An 18,852-nucleotide genomic window follows, 5' to 3' on the forward strand; every position below is an offset into this window, starting at 1 on the left:
AAGGATTTTTTCTCCAGAATCTTTCTCTTAAAGCTTTAGCAGGTTCTGTAACTTCGCATAGTGCTGTGGCAGCACTGGCTTTATCTTTTCTATCGATCTCCCAAACCGCGATAGCGGATAGTCGTATTCTTACTCTGGGCACAGGTGGCGTTACCGGGCTTTATTATCCTGCAGGTGGGGCGATCTGCCGCCTGATGAACCTGAATCGCCAGCAGCACGGTATTCGCTGCGCATTAAGGAGCACATTAGGCTCTGTTGAGAACCTGCAACAGGTGATTGCGGGTCGCTTGGATATGGGGGTTTCCGAAGCAGGTCAGCTGGATAATGGCTATTACGGTCGCGGTGGGTTTACGCGACCTGCCAGTGAACTGCGTACTCTGGTTGGCCTTTATCCGGAACATATCTCTGTACTGGCACGAAAGGACTCCGGTATTAAGAGTTTTGCGGACCTTAAGAACAAGCGCTTCAATCTGGGCAAAGCCGGTAGTAGCCAGCGGGTTACGCTGGATGTGCTGATGAAGGCAAGGGGCTGGCAAAAAGAAGATTTTGCCGCTCTGGAAGAGCTGGAACCGGCGCAACAGGCCAAAGCCCTTTGTGAGAACCAAATTGATGCCACTCTTTATGTGGTTGGTCACCCCAATGGCGCTATTAAAGAAGCGATTCGGGATTGTGACAGTCAACTGATCGGTCTGGAGCAGAGGGATATTGATGCCCTGATCGCCTACAGCCCCCATTATCAACCGCTGACTTTGCCGGGTTCTCTGTACTCCTCGGAACAGGCTGATGTGAATACCGCAGGAGTCAACGCAACCCTGTTTACCCGCTCTGATCTGCCGGATGATGCCGCCTACGCTATCGTTCAATCCCTGTTTGAACAGTTTGATCAGTTCCGCCAATTGCATCCGGCTTTTGCCCCTTTAAAGGCAGAAGCGATGGCTCAGATCCCACTGGCAGCTCCCATGCATCCCGGTGCGAAACGCTACTTTATAGAGAAAGGCTGGATCGAGAAAGGCAGGATTAAGTAGACTGGATTCAGTTGATAAAAGTTCGGTTGAGTAGGAAGGGCTACCTTCCTATTAATGGTGCTTCAGCTCAATAGGTAAGATCATACGAAAGTGGGCACCGGAATCACCCTCTGTCGGCAGGCTTTCAATCTGTCCTTTAAGAAGCTGGGTCACGATGTTGTAGCTGATATGCATGCCCAGTCCGCTGCAATCCAGATGGCGTTTGCTGGTGACAAAAGGCTCGAACAGCTTCTGATGCCAATCTGAATTGATGCCCACGCCATTATCGAAGTAATCAATCTGTAGCTGATCGGCCTGATCTAAAGACACTTCCTGAGTGATGTCAGAAGCGTTCGATTTCAGCGGGGTAACCCTGATAGTGATTTTCCCGCCCGGCTGATGTTCAAAGCCATGAATAATGGAGTTCAGAATCAGGTTGCTGAACACCTGATAATAGCTACCGGGGTAGCTGTCGATCAGCAGTTGATCCGGCCCCAGAATGTCAATTTCCGGACGGCAGGTTTTTAGTCTGGGTTGGAGTGAGAGCAGAACTTCGTGCAGATAAGCGATCAGATCAAAGCAGCGGCGCTGTTCACTGGATTGATCCACTGAGACCTGCTTAAACGCCCGGATCAGCTGGGCGGCCCGCTCAAGGTTTTTACAGATCAGATCACTGCTTTCCAGAGTCAGCCCCAGAAGTTTTTCACCTTCCGCATCCTTCAGTACTGAACGGTTTTGCAGGCGTTTGGCTTCATCGGAAAGGTAGGTCGCTGCGGTAAAGCCGATACCGATCGGCGTGTTGATCTCATGGGCGACACCGGCCACCAGCTCACCCAGCGCGGCCATTTTTTCCGATTCCACCAGTTGCTTCTGAGTGGTTTTCAGCTGCTTCAGGGTTTGCTCCAGTTCTTTATTCCGTAGCTCAAGCTCCTGGCTTCTTTCCTCTAACTCCTGGCTTCTTTCTTCTAATTCATGACCCCGGTGCTCTAATTCCAGACTGCGCTCTTCCAGCTGATGGGTTCGGTCGGCGACTTTCTGTTCCAGTTTCCAGTTCAGGTCTGCCAGTTCCCGGTTTGCAGCCTCCAAAGCTTGTTCAGCCTGTTCCCGTTTCTGCATATCCCCCAGCATCGACTGGCGCATACTGTTGAAGGCAGAAACCACATCATTCAGCTCATCGTTCTGGTTATTTCGTTTCAGCTCCAGTGGCTGTTCGAGTCGATCCAGCTTCAGACGGCGGGCAAAAAGCGCCATGGTACTCAGGTGGCGAGTGATCAAGTGATGGAAAAGGGTAAGGATAAAGACAGAAACCAGAAAGGTTTTCACCCCCTGAGTAGCCAGAATCAGCAATACTTTGTCGGCCATACGCTGATAAAGGTCTTCAAGACTGATAATCAGGTTAAGTTTGCCCACCGTGTAGCTTTTACCGTTATGACCATCATGAACCAGCGTGTAGTTGTGACTGAGGAGCTGACCGGTTTCAGGTTTGCTACCGGCAAAAAAAGCCTCGCCATAGGGTGTGGTGATCTCCAGATAGCGCACATCCGGCAGCTGCAAAAGACCATCAAGCTGAACTTGTACCTGAGCCGGGTTAATTTCCCACAGACTATTAGAGAGGCTGCGAATCGAGCTGGTTTCGATCTGGTTCAGGCGTTCATCGATAGCAGATCGTTCATAGCGATAGTCGGTCCAGAGCTGAAACCCGGTAGCAAAAAGCGTGATCAGAGAGCTGTACACAAGAATGGCAGTCAGCAGCCGAAGCCCCAATGGGTTGTGGTGATAGAAGGCTTTTATTCGCTGCATCAGTGAACCTATTGAGCTGAATCGTCTTGGCTGTTGGTAGAGCGGAATTATAGCGCCAGAGGTTATGGGTTGTCCGTAAAGCCAATTTTACGGTCTTCACGCACGTTTTTCAGCGCCTTGCCTATACTCATTTTGTTGGGGCTTATTTCGCTTCATTGTCAGGATTTTTTCCTTAAAGTGAAATATTTATGCCTCATTTGGCACGTTAGGAGGTTTTGTTGGCATGAAATACGGTCATGGGTTTCCTAACTTTACAGTAACTTTAGGTTGCCTCCTGTTATAGCCGAGCAAGGTGCTCTGGTTTTCGGGAGGAACGGGCGCAGGTTCGCATGAGGGTAAACCTGTTTGCACCGTTCGATAGCTGAAGAAACCGATTCCCGGCTCTGGCGGGTTGATAACGATAAGAAGGGTTGCTATGTCTCTGAAATTAAAGTCTCTCAAAACCAAACTGGCTGCTACCGCGCTGTTTTCTGCTGTAGGTATGGCTGCTTCCTTAACGCCTGTTACCGCTAGCGCAAGTCAGACCTTTGTTAACATCGGTACCGGTGGTCAGACTGGTGTTTACTATGTTGTGGGTCAGTCGATCTGCCGTCTGGTAAACCGTGGCACCAGCGATCATGGTGTTAAGTGTACTGCGCCATCAACCGGTGGTTCTGTTGTTAACATCAACGCGATCCGTCAGGGCCAGCAGGATATGGGTGTTGCTCAGTCTGACTGGCAGTACTACTCCATGAAAGGTGAGAAGCACGAGTCTTTCATTCAGCAGGGTCCATACACCAAACTGCGTGCGATGTTCTCCATCCACGGCGAACCGTTCACCGTTGTAGCTCGTGCAGATTCCGGCGTTAAACACTTCGATGACCTGGTAGGTAAGCGCGTTAACCTGCAGAACCCAGGTTCCGGTACCCGTGGCACCATGGAACTCATCATGGCGGAGAAGGGCTGGACGAACGACACCTTCAAACTGGCTGCAGAGCTGAAAGCATCTGAGCAGGCTCAGGCGCTGTGTGACAACAAGATTGATGTCATGCTGTACAACGTAGGTCACCCATCCGGTGCGATCAAAGAAGCGACCACTTCCTGTGACGCTAAAGTGATCCCGGTAACCGGTCCTGTGATCGACAAGCTGATCAACAATAACTCTTTCTACGCTAAAGCCAGCATCAAAGGCGGCATGTACAAAGGTACTGACTCCGATGTAGCCACTTTCGGTAACACCGCAACTATGGTGACTTCTGCTGATGTAAGTGCTGATGCGGTTTATCAGGTTGTAAAAGCGGTATTTGATAACTTTGACCGCTTCAAGCGTCTGCACCCAGCGTTCGCTAACCTGGATCCTAAAACGATGATCTCCGACGGTCTGTCTGCACCACTGCACGAAGGTGCGATCCGTTACTACAAAGAGCGTGGTTGGATGTAATCCCCATACCCCGCGCAGCTCAGTTATCCCGTTAGCGGATAACTGAGCAACCGTTTTTAAAGGTTGGTTCACCTTTTTAAACCCTCTGCCGTCAGGCTACCGCGTGCCATGTCTGACGGGAGAGGGCTTTTTCTGTCCTGAGCCTGATCTGTTTAAGGAGCTGATATGTCAATTCATGACAACAGACCGGATAGCCCTCAAGAAAACACCACGATTTCTGCCAGTGAACAAGAACTGCAGGATATGGTGTCAGCCAATGATACCGGGGCGCGTATTCCCCATGGCTGGCAGGGAAGGGTTTTACTGGGGGCTGCTCTGCTGTGGTCTCTGTTTCAGCTATGGATAGCCTCACCACTTCCGTTTTATGACTGGCCTGTGATCGGCAGCTTCGGCATCTTTAATGACACTGAAGTGCGCGCCATTCACTTAGGTTTTGCTACCTTTCTGGCCTTTACTGCTTATCCGGCCTTTGCCCGTTCACCAAGACATACTATTCCGGTAGCGGATATGGTGTTGTCGCTGGCGGCTGCATTTGCCGCCTCTTACATTTTTGTTTTCTACGATCAGCTGCTGACTCGTCCTGGCTTACCAAATACTCAGGATGTCGCGGTATCTGTCGCCGGTCTTATTCTGTTGCTTGAAGCAACCCGTCGTACCCTTGGGCCACCACTGATGATCGTTGCGATCGTCTTTCTGGCGTACTCTCTGGGTGGGGCGTACATGCCGGACATTATCGCTCATAAAGGCATCGATCTTGAGCCTCTGATTAACCACCAGTGGCTGACCACTGAGGGTGTATTTGGTATCGCTCTTGGCGTTTCCTCAAGCTTTGTGTTCCTGTTCGTACTCTTTGGTGCGCTGCTGGATAAAGCAGGGGCGGGTAACTACTTTATTCAGGTAGCTTTCTCATTGCTGGGTCACATGCGTGGCGGTCCGGCAAAAGCTGCTGTGGTTTCTTCCGGTCTGACCGGTCTGATCTCAGGCTCCTCCATTGCCAACGTGGTGACCACGGGTACTTTCACGATTCCTATGATGAAGCGTGTTGGCTTCACCTCGGAGAAGGCGGGTGCTGTTGAAGTTGCTTCATCGGTAAACGGGCAGATTATGCCGCCGGTGATGGGGGCGGCAGCCTTCCTGATGGTGGAATATGTGGGTATCTCCTATGTACAGGTAATCACTCATGCCTTCCTGCCTGCGCTGATCTCCTATCTGGCACTGATCTATATCGTGCATCTGGAAGCACTGAAGCAGAACATGCAGGGCCTGCCTCGCCGTACGGAGGTTAAAGCCTGGCATCTGCGTCTGATCGGCATGCTAACCGGTTTCCTTTTGACCTGTGGTATGGCTGCGGTCGTCTATTACGGTATCGGTTGGATTAAACCGACCTTTGGCGATTACGCAACGCTGGTGATCAGTGTCCTGCTGGTAGCGGCTTATCTGGGGCTGGTGAAGATCGCAGCAAATGTGCCGGATCTGAAACTGGATGATCCCAACGAGCCGATGGTTCAGCTGCCTGAAGTGGCACCAACCGTTAAATCCGGTCTGCACTTCCTGCTACCTGTTGTGGTTCTGGTCTGGTGTCTCATGGTGGAGCGTTTGTCTCCGGGGCTGTCGGCATTCTGGGCAACGGTGCTGATGATCGCTATTTTGCTGACCCAGCGTCCGCTGATCGCCTTCTTCCGGGGTGAAACGGCTCTGGGCGATAAGATCCGCCAAGGCTTTGATGAGCTGGTAGATGGCCTGATTACCGGTGCCCGTAACATGATAGGTATCGGTATTGCGACCGCAACCGCCGGTATTATCGTAGGCGCAGTATCTCAGACTGGTGTTGGTTCCGTATTAGCAGATCTGGTGGAAGTGCTCTCTATGGGCAATCTGCTGCTGATGCTGATTCTGATTGCGGTACTGAGTCTGATTCTGGGTATGGGACTGCCAACCACCGCTAACTATATTGTGGTTTCTTCGCTGCTGGCGCCGGTTGTGATCACTCTGGGACAGGAAGCCGGTCTGATCGTGCCTCTGATCGCGGTTCACCTGTTCGTGTTCTACTTCGGCATCATGGCAGACGTGACGCCGCCGGTAGGTTTGGCTTCCTTTGCAGCCGCTGCGGTATCCGGTGGTGATCCGATTCGTACCGGTTTTGTTGCCTTTGCCTACAGCATGCGAACAGCAGCGCTGCCGTTCCTGTTTATCTTTAACACGGATCTGCTGCTGATCGATGTGACCTGGGTTGAGGGTGTTCAGGTATTTATTATCTCGACTATCGCCATGCTGGTATTTACGGCAGCCACTCAGGGTTACTTCTTTAGCCGCAGTCGTCTGTATGAATCTGCACTGCTGTTGCTGGTGGCTTTCTCGCTGTTCCGTCCGGGCTTCTGGATGGATCGCATTGTTGAGCCTTATGAAATGGTTCAGCCAGATGCGGTGGTTGAGACGCTGGGTGACGTTGCTCCGGGTACCGAGCTGCGCTTCTGGGTTGATGGTCTGGATGCCGTAGGTAATCCGCGCTCCTTTGTCACCGTGTTGCCATTAGGTGAAGGTGCAAGTGGCTTTGATCGCTTGTCAGCGACGGGTATGGAGCTGCTGAAAGATGGTGATCGTCTGATTGTCGACTACGTTGGCTTTGACAGTGCTGCAGAGAAAGCAGGTCTGGCATTTGATCAGCAGATTACAGGCGTTCAGGTTCCGGTCGATCAGCCGCCGCGGGAGCTGATCTATATTCCGGCGCTTGGCCTGCTGTTACTGATTGCGCTGATGCAACGCCGTCGCCGACCTGAAGAGCTTCAGCCTCAGGCAGCATAAGGCGTTTGGGATAGGTGTGGCCTCAGTTTTGAGGTTGCACCTATCTGATTGGTAAAAGGCACTTGGTAAAAGGTGATCGGTAAAAGGATTGCAGTAAAACCCTGTTAGCCTGCTGAAAGGCAGTGCATGGCAAAGAAAAGAAACCCAGCAGGGTTTTCATCTGATATATAAAAAGGCTGGGTGAGTTCTACTGCACTCAGCCAGATCTCTGAAGAAAGGGCTCTAAAGAGATCATCTGGAGGATATGCTGATGTTTAAGAAAGTATTGGTACCTGTCGATCTGGGTGAGCCGGAATTTTGTCAGCAGGCTCTGAATCTGGCACTACGTGAAGTGAGCGAGAATCAGGCAGAGCTGCATCTGATTACGGTCGTTGCGGGCTACGGTAATCCCATTGTGGCGGGTTATTTCAGCGAAGATGAGCACAACAAAGCAGTGCATCGGGTGGCGGAGCAGCTACAGCATTTCGCCCGGGAAAAGCTGCCGGAAGGTTTGCATCCGGTTATGAAGGTGTATGAAGGCTCTCCTGCAGAGCACATTCTGTCGCATATTAAGCATCACGAAATTGATTTGGTATTGCTGGCGGCTCATCACAGATCCCGTCTGGACGAGTTCCTGCTGGGTTCTGTTTCTGCCCGGGTTGCAGAGCGCGCACGCTGTTCCGTGCTGCTTCTGAAGGACTAAAAGTCCTCTTTTCTAATTCTTTGTTGACCAGTTGCTAGTCAGGCTTCTGAACTTTTCTGAGATTCGACATTTCTCGGGGAGGGGCTGAAGCCTCTTTTTTAGCAGTCTGCATACCCGCTAACTTGCTTGCTCCTTGCTCCTTGCTCCTTGCTCCTTGCTCCTTGCTCCCTTCTATTCCAGATAATCTCTGACCAACTCATCGTAGCGTCCCGATCTTTTGATCTGATCAAGGGCCTGTTGCCATAAAGCGACTGTTTCATCAGATACCTGGTTGGAAAAAGCCAGCTGTCCTTCCGATGAATGCAGGATTACTGAGGTATTACGGATCATAGTGGAGGGAATAGCCGCACCGATTAACACTTCTTTCAGAGAGTGTTGAGAAATGATCGTTAGCTCAGCTCTTTCTTCGGCAAGCATTTTAAAACAGCCCTGATAGCTGATATTGCTGGTCAGGTTTTCAAACCCTTCCTGTCGGAGCAGGCGCTGGTGGCTGGAGCCGTTCAAGGTACATATAGCCGCCACTTTTTTCGCATCAGAAATTGAACGGATATTTGTCGGCTTAGCGCTGTTTTCATAGAAATAAATCGGATCAATCTGTAAGGGGCCGACCCACTTCATAAGTCCATTACGGGATGCTCTTTTGCCGATATTGAACAGGCCATAGGGATGTTGGTTTTCTTTAATCAGGGCTTCAGCACGTTTGAAAGGAAGGATCGTTATCTCCATTGGGTGTTGCATAATTTGCATCATTTCGCGGATCAGCTCGATATTGAAAGCGCGACGTCCTGCGTGCATAAATCCTCTGAGTTGACCGTTCTCATCCCTATAATAACTGCCCTCAACATTGTGGGTCATAAAGGTGATGGTTTGGGCGGAAGCCTTCAGAGGGAGGGTACTTATCAGTGTGAAACAAAGCAGAAGGGCGAGCCCCGGTAAAGTGATCACTGTCATGGCTAACTCCTGAACAGGATGATCAGAAACGATTACCTTAAGACTAGCCGATCTTTATAGGGAGATTGGCAAACTGCTTTGAATTAAGCCGCTCTCGTCGATCTCACGAAAGTCCCCTTGCAGCTCCTGACAAAGTTTATGTAGTTCCGCCCGTAGGTGTTGAGGCCAGGGACTGCGATCAAAGACCGGATGGCCACTGCTTTGCTCAACCTGAATCAGTAGCTGTTGCTCATTTGATTGTTGCCCTGCACTGCCTTGTTTCAGGCTGACGATCAGGTCTTCTCCCTTGGCCTGTAGCAAGGCTAATTCAATACTGCTGATCAGAAGTGTGCTGGTTTTCTCTGAATCCAGTGGCATCACCTGCGGCAGATCGGGATCAAGGCGATAGTCCAGCAGCCAGCCCTCTCGACGGCTTTGAGGCAGGAAGATCTGCAGTACCTCATCCAGTAAGGCTGCCAGTTCCAGAGGTTTGGCTAACACTTTTCGGGATGACATCTGCTGAAGCAGACGGACACTGTTGCTAAGACGTTGCTGATGGGCGAACAGATCTTTCGCCAGATCGGTAGCGACAGGGTTGAGTTCCAGCTTCTGCATGCGCTGGCTTTGCTTAAGAGCGGGCTGTAATTGCTGCTGCAGGGCATCTGCCACAGCAGGCAGCAACCCTTGGGATTCTGTTGCTTCAGGTTTGGATATTTCAGGCTGTTGCTCCCGCGCGCTCTGAATATCACGATAAGAACGCAGCGCCACGATAACCGAGGTCAGCAGGCGGGAAGCAGAAAGCTCCGCTTTGCTGAGGTAATCATTGATATCGTAATCGATAATGACCTGAGCTTCAGGAGCATAGCCCGGGTGACCGGTGCGAAGAATAATGCGGACATCACTGTTGCCCATTTGGTGACGGATGGTTTCAACCAGCTGAAGTCCTGCATTTTCGGTTTCCATCACCACATCCAACAGGATAAGGGCGATATCCGGGTGCTGTTTAAGCTGAGCTTGTGCTTCAGCGCTGCTCATGGCGCTGATCAATTCGATAGGACGTTGTTCAAACTCGTAGTCACGAAAAATCATCCGGGTGATGCCGTGAATACCTTCTTCATCGTCAACAATCAGTATCTTCCAGGGAATCATAGGCCGGTGTCTTTATTCAGAAATGCAGGAGCGCATATTGTGCCAGTAAATGTTTCATTTTGCTGCAGAAAGTGATGCAGAACGCTGGTTCAGTTCTTACAGAAAGTCTCTTTCCAGTGACTGTTCAAGCAGGTTTACTTTTACGGTAGCGCCCCAGCTTTGGTACAGCTTTCTGGCTTTTTGCAGGCAAAGTTCCGCAAGAATATTCTGCTCTCTGCTCTGCAGGTAGATGCTGTAGCGTTCGTAGGCCAGTGCCTGATGAGACTGAAATCCCTGTTGGGCAAAGATACGAATCGCCTGCTCAAACAGTGCAGCACAATCCGTCTCTTGTGCATTTTCGTTGCCGACAAGACGTTGCTTTTCTGCCCGGAGCAGATGATATTGCCCGGCAAAATTCTCAGGTGCCTGACGGCTCCAAAGCTCAAAGCGGGACTCGGTCTGATCGATCAGGCGAAGTCGTCTCGGGCTGGTCTGGTTCTCCTGCAGCGACAGAATAAGTCGCATCATGCCGAGGGAAAACAGGGTTTCTGTGATCATAAAGAAGCCCGGCAGATCATTTTCCAGTGGGCTCTGCCAGTTGAATAGCTCAGTCCAGATCGACTGTTGATTCAGAATCAGAGCCGCACGAATCTGATTGGCGGCCTGAAGCGGCCTTGTATAGCGCGGTTTCACCGGCAGGATGGTTTTACCCTGCAGCAGATCTGCCAGCAGGATGCCCGCATCCTCAAGCTCAGTTTTAAGACGCGCAGGCACGGTTGCATTGGATTGCGTACGCTCCAGATCTTCCCTGTCCTGTTGGCAGCGGGTTTTCAGCCGGTTCAGTGAGCGGTCGCCGTTGATACTTGCCAGCTGATACCAGAGCGTTCTCTGCTCATTGTTGAGCAGGGGATCATTGCGGCGTCGAACGAGATCGCCGATGCGGCGCAGCTTGATCAATACCTGAGGCAGAGGCTCCAGCCAGTGCTGAACCTGACCGGTATGCCAGAGATCTGTGATGGCGACAGAATCCACCGGATAGTCATGCAGATTGGGTGATGCTTTTGCCTGCTGTAGGTTTGGAGCCAAGGCTTCCGGCAGCACCTGAAGATCATCAAGTCCGTAGGGGTGTTTGTCACGGTTGCCGGATAAGGGCGTTAGCGCGGGCAGGGCCAGGCCCTGCTTCAGAATGGCTGCGCTTAGCTTGTAATCACCACAGAACCAACTGGCAACCCAGGCATAACCCACCAGTGCATAGCGGGCATAGCTGTTTAACAGGTTCTGATTTGGCGAGCTGTTCGGCTGACTAATGTTAGCTTGGTTAGCGTTAAACTGGTGCTGAAGGCAGAGTTGCGTCATCCGACTGATCACACAGGCGGCCAACAGAGGTTGTGACTGGCGACGGGCCAAACGGCTGATCGGTTCCAGCAGGCTGAGCTGGTCAAGGGCATCCGTCAGTGTGTCTGCTGACGAATCCGCTGATGACAACGTCTCTGTCTGAACCTTAGCGTCAGCTGAAATCCTTAAGCGCTGGATCTCCTCAAGGGTGTTGAGCAGGAAAACCAGCTGCTCTTTTTCATCATTCGGCAGTATCGGTGAAAGATGCGGCAGAAGCGTCTGCAGTGCCTCTTCCGGCTGGTTCAGATAAAGCAGAATACGTGCCTTAAGACGCAGGGTGCGGTGCTGAAGATCCTGATGCTTCTCCCGCTTCTCCCGCTTCTCCCGCTTCTCCAGCAGGTTTAAGGTGGTTAATGCCTGTTCCGCATCACCCAGATACAACTCAAGTTTTGCCTGCTGATAGAGGCTGGTATGGATATCCGATGATGAAAAGCTTTCTGGTGTCTCCGCTGTCGTAAGCCTGTCCAGCCATCTGCGGGCATGTGCAGTAAACGCAATTGCATCCTGCTGATTAACGTCAGACAACGCCTGAAACGCTGCAGACTGATTCAGGTGAACGATCAGGGGAATGGTAAGCGTGTTATCCGCATTGCCCGTTAACCCAGTATCCTCGGTTTTATCTGTCGCTGTATTCGTTACAGTGGTTATCGCAGAGGTTGTTGCTAAAAGCCCCTGCTGGTGACTCAGGCGGTTCAGATGCCCCAGCAGCGTTTTTAAGGCATCGGATGGCTGAGATTCCGGTAGTGACTGCCAGAGTAATTGCGCTGCGACCGAGTGGAGTTGCTGCTGTTCCTCCGCAGTTAACTGTTCATACAGCGCCTGCTGAATCAGAGGTGAAGTAAATCGAAAGCCCGGTAAGCCCTGTGCCAGCTCAATGGGTTCGATCAGTTTCTCCTCCTGTGCCGGCCAGAGGTGGATCATCAGACGGGCTTCCGGTTCCTGAATCAGTCGGGAAAGAAAGTTCAGGCTGAACTGATCACCGATAACCGCTGCCCTTAACAGGGTCTTCAAACCGAATGGATTCAGACGCTGGAGTTTCTCCGGCAGTAAACGCTGAAGATTGCTTTCATTGATGGTTTCATTATTGGCAGACCGTTTTTGGTTTTCGGTCACCAGGTCCTGGGGTGCAAACAGCTCACGGGGAGCAAAAGGCGCCGAAGATTCATCGGCAAGCATCGCATCTAGTTGCTTCTCAGGCGCAGCCTCTGAGCGCTTCAGTGTCTGACGATATTGGCTGGGAGGCATTCCCGCCCAACGTTTAAAGGCTTTCTGGAAGGCTGACTGGTTGGAGAAACCCAGCTGAAAGGCGATCTCTCCGAAGCTGAGGTCTCCCTTTCGGATCAGCTGAAAACACAACTCTTTACGGGTTTCGTCATACAGATTCTGAAAGTTGGTATCCAGTTCGCCCAATTTACGCTGCAGGGTTCGCAAGCTGAGTCCCAGTTGTCGGGCCACCTCTTCCCGGCGAATCGCTTCACCCTGAGTCAGAATCTGCTCGCGGATCAGGTGCCGAACCTGAGCCGTCAGTGCGGTTCGGTTCTGGCTTTTACCTAAAAGAGCATCGGCAAAAGCCTTATGCAGTTGGTGAAGCTCTTTGTTGGCATCTGTGCAGGGTAACCTCAGATATTGCTCTGGCAGAATGACTGCATTTTCCCGGGCGTTAAAAACCACCTCTGCTGCGAATAGCTGGCGGAAGCGGGCGGGATCTTTTACTTCCGTATGAGCCAATTCCACGCTCTGTACCGGTATCTGTTGGCCTGTCAGCCAGCGCGGCCAGTTCAGCAGACAGGCGAGAAAGAACTCGGCGACGTTCTGTTCCGGTTCATCCAGTTTCAGTACCAAACGAACGGATTCGGATTCAGGCTGGGAAACAGGCTCCAGGCGAAGGCGGGCGCTTTCAAACAGAATCGGCAGGTACTCTTCCAGAATATGTAGCGCCTGTCCCAGTGTGTCCGAGGTGGAGATCAGAAAACCGGTTGAACCCAGCATTCTGGGCTGGGTGGCTTCTGCAAGCCTCAGGCTGATGTGCGGGTTATCGCTGGCTTTTGCCAGACGGGAGAGCACTCGGGTAAAGCGTTCAGCAGGAAAGCGGGCGTCAGGTCGGGTAAAATCCTGATGGGTTAAGCCTGCATCATCCAGCAGCTGTTGTTGTAATGACTGGTTTTGAAGCGACTGCTGTGATGACGGAGCCTGATCAGAGCTTTCAGGTTCCTTAAGCTCTGAGTCCAGCAGGGTGGCTGGATAATGTCGGGCCAGTTGCAGAATGGGTTCGAGTAATTTGCTGGATGCTGTCGCGATTGGCATAGAATGAGTAATAATGCGCTTTCTGTGAAAGTTTGATTTTCAAGTCAAAGGATACCATAGGGTTTTGTTGAATAGTTCCTTCCGTGCCATCGGGATGTTGTCCCGTGCTGATCGTTTATTTCGTCAGGTTTCGCCATTCTGGGTGTTGGTCGTCTTTCTGATCGCAGAGTTCATCTCTGCTGGTCAGGTGCGGGCGGAACAGGTACTGCGTGTGGGGATGCCCAAGCCCGGTGTGGTGCCGTTTTTCTGGCAGGACAGTCAGGGGGCTTTTCGTGGCATCTATGCCGATACCCTGCGTCTGATAGCAAATCGTCTGGAAGATGAGCTGAAGGAGCCGGTGACCCTGAAATTTATCCCTTTGTCGCAGGCGCGTTTACTGCGTCAGTTTGAGGCGGGGGAGATCGATATCGAGGCGGGGGTGGTGCCAGAACTGCCTGATCCGGGGGCTGATCCCAGTAGCCGACTGGCGGGTTTGTCACTGTTTACCCAGCCTTATGGGGTTGTGAACAATGTCATCATCTATCAGCCGGAGCTATCTTTCCCTATCTTTATTCTGCCGGATCTTAAAGGTCAGCTGGTGGCAACGGTGCGTGGCAGTCAGGTGCCGCCCGGTCTGATTCGGGAAGACTTTTCCAATCAGTGGCAGATCGCTCAGCGGGTACATCGCAAGTGGAATGAGATTGGTCTGATGACCGAAGCAGTTGCCCTCTATTATCAGAACAGTGAGAAACTGGATTATAAAATCTCGCTGCCTTATGCCAGTAATTCGGTGTCCTTCCGGCTGCATCTTCAGCGCAAAGCGCTGCTGGATCCGATCAATCGAGTGATCGATCAGTTGGATGAAGAGGGGAAACTGGAGAAGCTGGTGTGCGATTATCTCTGTGGTAAAGCTCCAGCATCCCCGTAAAAATAGTATAGGGGTTGCCGGAAGCAGAGGCTAAAGTGCCAATAGGGAAGCGCCTTAGCGAATGAAGAACCGGGTTTTAGAGAAACTCGCCCAGTAGCTGGTAGCTATCCAGTCGTTCCTGCTGACTGTAGGTTACGGTAACGGCAGAGATCTCATCGGTGGCAAAATCCTTCGCCAGTTGGTTGATCTCTTCCCAACATTGCTCCGGCGAACCTATGGTGTAACCGGCTGCAATCTGATCGAACAGCGCCTGATGTGACACTGGCATGGCGTTGTAACGGTTGCGTACCTCTTCCGGCGTAACGAAATCTTCCCGTTGACCGATTTGAGCGGCGTATTTGCGGTAGACCGCTGTTCCGGCTCTCAGATAGGCTTCTTCCTCGGTTTCTGCACAGATACAGGCGATCGCCAGCATACGGTTGGCTTTATACTGATGGCCTGCCTTCTCCCAGGCTTGCTGATGTGCTTCAAAAATAGCCGGGCGACAGTTATCCGGATCAATAAAACGCGCCAGTGCGATGTTGTATCCCAGTTCACCCGCTAACGCCGCACTACCGCCACTCGAACCCAGCATCCAGAGTTCCGGTTTTTCGCTGCTGTCCGGCAGAACATGAATCCCGCTGTAAGGGTGGTTGGCTTCCAGTGACTGGTTGATAAAGCCTTCCAGCAGAGCAGCCTGCTCAGCGTAAAGTTCGCCTTGTAGCGGTGGATTCGGAAATGCCAGAGCACTTGAGGTCAGGCCCGTGCCGCCAGGGGCACGACCTACACCCAGATCGATACGATCAGGAAACAGGTTTGCCATCATGGAGAAGCTTTCTGCCACTTTAAGCGGGCTGTAGTGCGAGAGCATCACACCGCCGCTGCCAACGCGGATTTTCTTGGTGATGCTGGCCAGATGCGCCACCAGAATTTCAGGGCAGGGGTTAGCAAAGTGGAGGCTGTCGTGGTGTTCCGCTACCCAGTAGCGGTGATAACCCAGTTCATCACAAAGACGAGCCTGTTCAACTGTTAGTGAAGGGGCGTCTTTTTTACTGTGACAACCGTGAACCGGTGTCTGATCAACCACAGAAAGTTTAATCGTCATGGGGGGCTCCAGAATTTAATTGTTAATATATTAACTAAATTCTATCGTGAATTGAAACCTGCTTGCTTATCACAGCAATTATTCGGCGCTTAATCACCTGTGTAACTGCCGTGGCCGTTGTTTCCTGAGCTGAGATCGGGGAGAATATGCGCCAATATTCTTCCGCACCCGACCGCAAAGGCCTTTGATCGCTTTTGCCTCCGGTGCTTTTATCGTTTTTAAGCCAGAAGATTTTCTATCCATGTCTCAGACTGCCGTTCAGAACGAAGTGGCCAAGCGCCGCACCTTCGCTATTATTAGTCACCCCGATGCCGGTAAGACTACCATTACCGAAAAACTCCTGTTGCTGGGTAACCTGATTCAGACAGCGGGTACCGTTAAAGGTAAGAAGAGTGATCGTCATGCCACGTCTGACTGGATGAGCATGGAGCAGGAACGTGGTATCTCCATCACCTCATCGGTGATGCAGTTCCCTTACAACGACCGTATGGTTAACCTGCTGGATACTCCGGGGCACGAAGACTTCTCGGAAGATACCTACCGTACGCTGACCGCTGTTGACTCCGCCCTGATGGTGGTTGATGGCGCGAAAGGTGTTGAGGACCGTACTATCAAACTGATGGACGTATGTCGTCTGCGTGATACGCCGATCTTCTCCTTCGTGAACAAAATGGACCGCGATATCCGTGATCCGATTGAGTTGCTGGATGAGATCGAAGAGGTTCTAAAGATCGAAGCGGCACCGATCAACTGGCCGATCGGTATGGGTAAAGACTTTAAAGGTGTTTACAACCTGTACACCGATACCGTTCATGTTTTTGAAGCTGGTAAAGGTCATACCCTGCAGGATGATATCCGCATTGAAGGTCTGGATACCGATGCAGCCCGTGAGCTGATCGGTGACGACTACGAAGCCTTCGTTGAAGAGATGGAACTGGTTCGTGATGCGACCCATAAGTTCGATTCCGAAGCCTTTCTGTCCGGTAAGCTGACACCGGTATTCTTCGGCACGGCACTGGCCAACTTTGGTGTGCGCGAGATGCTGAACGACTTTGTTGAGTGGGCTCCATCGCCAATCTCCCGTCAGACCGAAACCCGTGAAGTGGATCCGGCGGAAGAGAAGTTCTCCGGCTTTATCTTTAAGATTCAGGCCAATATGGACCCGAAACACCGTGACCGTATCGCCTTTATGCGTGTCTGCTCCGGTAGTTATACCCGTGGCATGAAGATGAAACACGTGCGTACCGGTAAAGATGTGAAGATTGCCGATGCGGTAACCTTCCTGGCGGGTGATCGTGAAAACGTGGAAGAGGCATGGTCCGGCGATATTATCGGTCTGCACAACCACGGTACGATTCAGATTGGCGATACCTTTACCGAAGGTGAAGCACTGAAGTACACAGGTATTCCTCACTTCGCGCCGGAAATGTTCCGCCGTGTGCGTGCTAAAGATCCGCTGAAAACCAAACAGCTGCAGAAAGGTCTGAAGCAGCTGTCTGAAGAGGGTGCGGTTCAGCTGTTTATGCCGATGAACAACAATGACCTGATTCTGGGTGCAGTCGGTCAGCTGCAGTTTGAGGTTGTTGTATTCCGTCTGAAGGACGAATACAAAGTAGAGTGCATGTACGAGCCGGTTAACGTACAGACTGCCCGTTGGGTAGAGTGCGACGACCAGAAAATGCTGGATGAATTCCGCCGTAAGAACAGCGATAACCTGGGTCATGACGGTGCGGGTCTGCTGACCTATCTGGCACCAAGCCGGGTTAACCTTTCTCTGGCTCAGGAGCGCTTCCCGGATGTTGTTTTCCGTGCAACCCGTGAGCACTAATTGAGTATGGATAAGGTATTCAGACGTTAATTGCTGACTCACCTGAAGCCTGAAGAAACCACCTCGTCGACCAGACCGGGTGGTTTTTTTTCGCCTGCAGAACAGAACTTAATCAGAATGATGAGTCATAAGCCTTTTTGGGCACAGTAAAATGGTCATAAAAGCGCCATAATGGCTTCATAATTAAAGAAAAATACAACGATAAAAAAAGAATCAGAGGTTTATTATGCTGACTGACAGCCACTGCCATCTCGACTTCAGCGAGTTTCATCATGACCGGGCGATTCAATTGCATCAGGCGTTTAATGCCGGTGTGCGTCGTATTGTCGTTCCGGGTATCAGTCGTAAGCATTGGGGCAGAACACTGCAGCTGAACGGCGAATTTTGTGGTGTGCGCCTATATCCAGCTCTGGGTATGCATCCCTTCTTTATGTCAGATCACAAAGCGGAAGATGTCGAAGAGCTGGATCGTCTGTTGAGTCAACACCCCGGCCAGATTGCGGCAGTGGGTGAAATTGGTCTGGATTTCTCCAGAACCAAATCCTCAACCGAGAAAGACGAGGACGCTGACAGTAGCCAATCCAGCAAAGAAGAGCAGCTGGCGCTGTTTGAGTCGCAACTGAAGGTTGCCCAAAAACATGGACTGCCAGTGATTCTGCATGTGGTGAAAGCCCATGATCAGACTCTGAAGCTGTTGAAGCAGTATCCGGATGTGAAGGGCATCGTTCACGCCTATTCCGGTAGTCTTTCTCAGGCAGAGCAATACGTGAAGCAAGGGTTCCTGATCGGGGTTGGCGGTGCCATCACCTGGCCTACGTCTAATAAGAAGCGAGAACTCTTTACTCAGTTACCACTGGAAAGTCTGGCGCTGGAAACCGATGCACCGGATATGGCTCCGGACGGTCTTAAAGGTCAGCGTAATACACCGGATCAGGTCGCGGTGATCGCCAAGGCATTGGCGGAGTGTCGAGGCATGACCGTAAAGCAGGTGGGACGGGTCACCAGTACCAATGTGGAGAATGTTTTGCATCTGGCAGAAGTGTGTCCGTTAGTCTTCTAATACTGTGTTGTTGAGCTCCATAAGCCGTTTTTAAATGACTGTTTTTCCGTCAGTTGTCAAAAAAGGGTGTTACAGGTAAGGTTTGCCGATCTTGATTAAGGACTAAGAGCATGGCTCAGGAAAAAGTACAGTTTCAGTCATCGGCATCCGCCCTGCGGGCGTTAAAAGTAGGTAAGCGAAACCCGAACTGGGTGGATGCGGCAGAATATCTGATCAACAAGGCATCACCGGAAGTGAAGCTTCTGCTGGAAGCGGCGCAGGAGATTGAGCGTCAGAAGCTGCGCGGTGAACTCCCTGAGACAACTTCGGAGCACAAAGTGACCTCCAGCCTGTTCAGTCCGGCTCAGTGGGCGATTATGGGCTTGGTCGGAGCTGTCTTTACCGGACTTATGATCTGGATTGCGAGTCAGATCGGTATTGCAGGCTGCTGATATCAGACACAGGCTTGCTTCTAAACAAAAGCCCCGGAGATGACTCCGGGGCTTTTGCGTTTTAGGGGAGCGTTCAA

At 51.5% G+C, this 18,852-nt stretch carries 13 protein-coding genes; 8 read left to right on the forward strand and 5 right to left on the reverse strand.

Going from position 1 to position 18,852, the window contains the following annotated elements; translation table 11 throughout:
- Positions 1–65: 65 nt before the first annotated feature.
- Positions 66–1,025, forward strand: coding sequence for a TAXI family TRAP transporter solute-binding subunit (locus BV405_RS00390; protein WP_245832184.1), 960 nt, complete (start codon positions 66–68; stop codon positions 1,023–1,025).
- 51 nt (positions 1,026–1,076) lie between these two features.
- On the opposite strand, the gene BV405_RS00395 is transcribed toward BV405_RS00390, so the two are convergent.
- A complete protein-coding gene (locus tag BV405_RS00395; protein ID WP_086478881.1) occupies positions 1,077–2,804 on the reverse strand; it encodes a sensor histidine kinase in 1,728 nt (575 codons plus the stop codon).
- 415 nt (positions 2,805–3,219) lie between these two features.
- On the opposite strand from BV405_RS00395, the gene BV405_RS00400 reads away from it, so the two are divergent.
- From BV405_RS00400 to BV405_RS00410, 3 genes are all read left to right on the forward strand, one after another.
- Positions 3,220–4,224 carry a TAXI family TRAP transporter solute-binding subunit gene (locus BV405_RS00400; protein ID WP_086478882.1) on the forward strand — a complete coding sequence of 335 codons (1,005 nt, stop codon included), beginning with the start codon at positions 3,220–3,222 and terminating at the stop codon, positions 4,222–4,224.
- A gap of 165 nt (positions 4,225–4,389) precedes the next feature.
- Positions 4,390–7,026 (forward strand): TRAP transporter permease, encoded by a 2,637-nt coding sequence (locus tag BV405_RS00405; RefSeq protein WP_086478883.1) that lies wholly within the window; start codon positions 4,390–4,392, stop codon positions 7,024–7,026.
- Positions 7,027–7,276: 250 nt separating this feature from the next.
- Positions 7,277–7,708, forward strand: a complete 432-nt coding sequence (locus BV405_RS00410) for a universal stress protein (RefSeq protein ID WP_086479468.1) — start codon at positions 7,277–7,279, stop codon at positions 7,706–7,708.
- Between the two features lie 171 nt (positions 7,709–7,879).
- On the opposite strand, the gene BV405_RS00415 is transcribed toward BV405_RS00410, so the two are convergent.
- The 3 genes from BV405_RS00415 to BV405_RS00425 all read right to left on the reverse strand — a co-directional run bounded on the left by BV405_RS00415 (position 7,880) and on the right by BV405_RS00425 (position 13,465).
- Entirely contained in the window at positions 7,880–8,659 is a 780-nt protein-coding gene (locus BV405_RS00415) for a substrate-binding periplasmic protein (protein ID WP_086478884.1), read from the reverse strand.
- Between the two features lie 54 nt (positions 8,660–8,713).
- A complete protein-coding gene (locus BV405_RS00420; RefSeq protein ID WP_086478885.1) occupies positions 8,714–9,787 on the reverse strand; it encodes a response regulator in 1,074 nt (357 codons plus the stop codon).
- A gap of 96 nt (positions 9,788–9,883) precedes the next feature.
- Positions 9,884–13,465, reverse strand: coding sequence for an AraC family transcriptional regulator (locus BV405_RS00425; RefSeq protein WP_086478886.1), 3,582 nt, complete (start codon positions 13,463–13,465; stop codon positions 9,884–9,886).
- A gap of 64 nt (positions 13,466–13,529) precedes the next feature.
- On the opposite strand from BV405_RS00425, the gene BV405_RS00430 reads away from it, so the two are divergent.
- Positions 13,530–14,372, forward strand: a complete 843-nt coding sequence (locus BV405_RS00430) for a substrate-binding periplasmic protein (protein WP_245832186.1) — start codon at positions 13,530–13,532, stop codon at positions 14,370–14,372.
- 76 nt (positions 14,373–14,448) lie between these two features.
- Here BV405_RS00430 and BV405_RS00435 read toward each other — a convergent pair whose 3' ends face one another.
- Positions 14,449–15,456 (reverse strand): MsnO8 family LLM class oxidoreductase, encoded by a 1,008-nt coding sequence (locus BV405_RS00435; protein ID WP_086478887.1) that lies wholly within the window; start codon positions 15,454–15,456, stop codon positions 14,449–14,451.
- 241 nt (positions 15,457–15,697) lie between these two features.
- Here BV405_RS00435 and BV405_RS00440 point away from each other — a divergent pair, with 241 nt between their 5' ends.
- From BV405_RS00440 to BV405_RS00450, 3 genes are all read left to right on the forward strand, one after another.
- Positions 15,698–17,284 carry a peptide chain release factor 3 gene (locus BV405_RS00440; RefSeq protein WP_086479470.1) on the forward strand — a complete coding sequence of 529 codons (1,587 nt, stop codon included), beginning with the start codon at positions 15,698–15,700 and terminating at the stop codon, positions 17,282–17,284.
- A gap of 226 nt (positions 17,285–17,510) precedes the next feature.
- Complete coding sequence (locus BV405_RS00445; protein WP_086478888.1) at positions 17,511–18,344, forward strand: TatD family hydrolase; 834 nt, start codon at positions 17,511–17,513, stop codon at positions 18,342–18,344.
- Between the two features lie 110 nt (positions 18,345–18,454).
- Positions 18,455–18,775, forward strand: coding sequence for a hypothetical protein (locus BV405_RS00450; RefSeq protein WP_086478889.1), 321 nt, complete (start codon positions 18,455–18,457; stop codon positions 18,773–18,775).
- The last annotated feature ends 77 nt before the right edge of the window (positions 18,776–18,852 follow it).

It is taken from the genome of Oceanospirillum sanctuarii (assembly GCF_002150805.1).
GTDB classification, from domain to species: Bacteria; Pseudomonadota; Gammaproteobacteria; order Pseudomonadales; family Halomonadaceae; genus Oceanospirillum; species Oceanospirillum sanctuarii.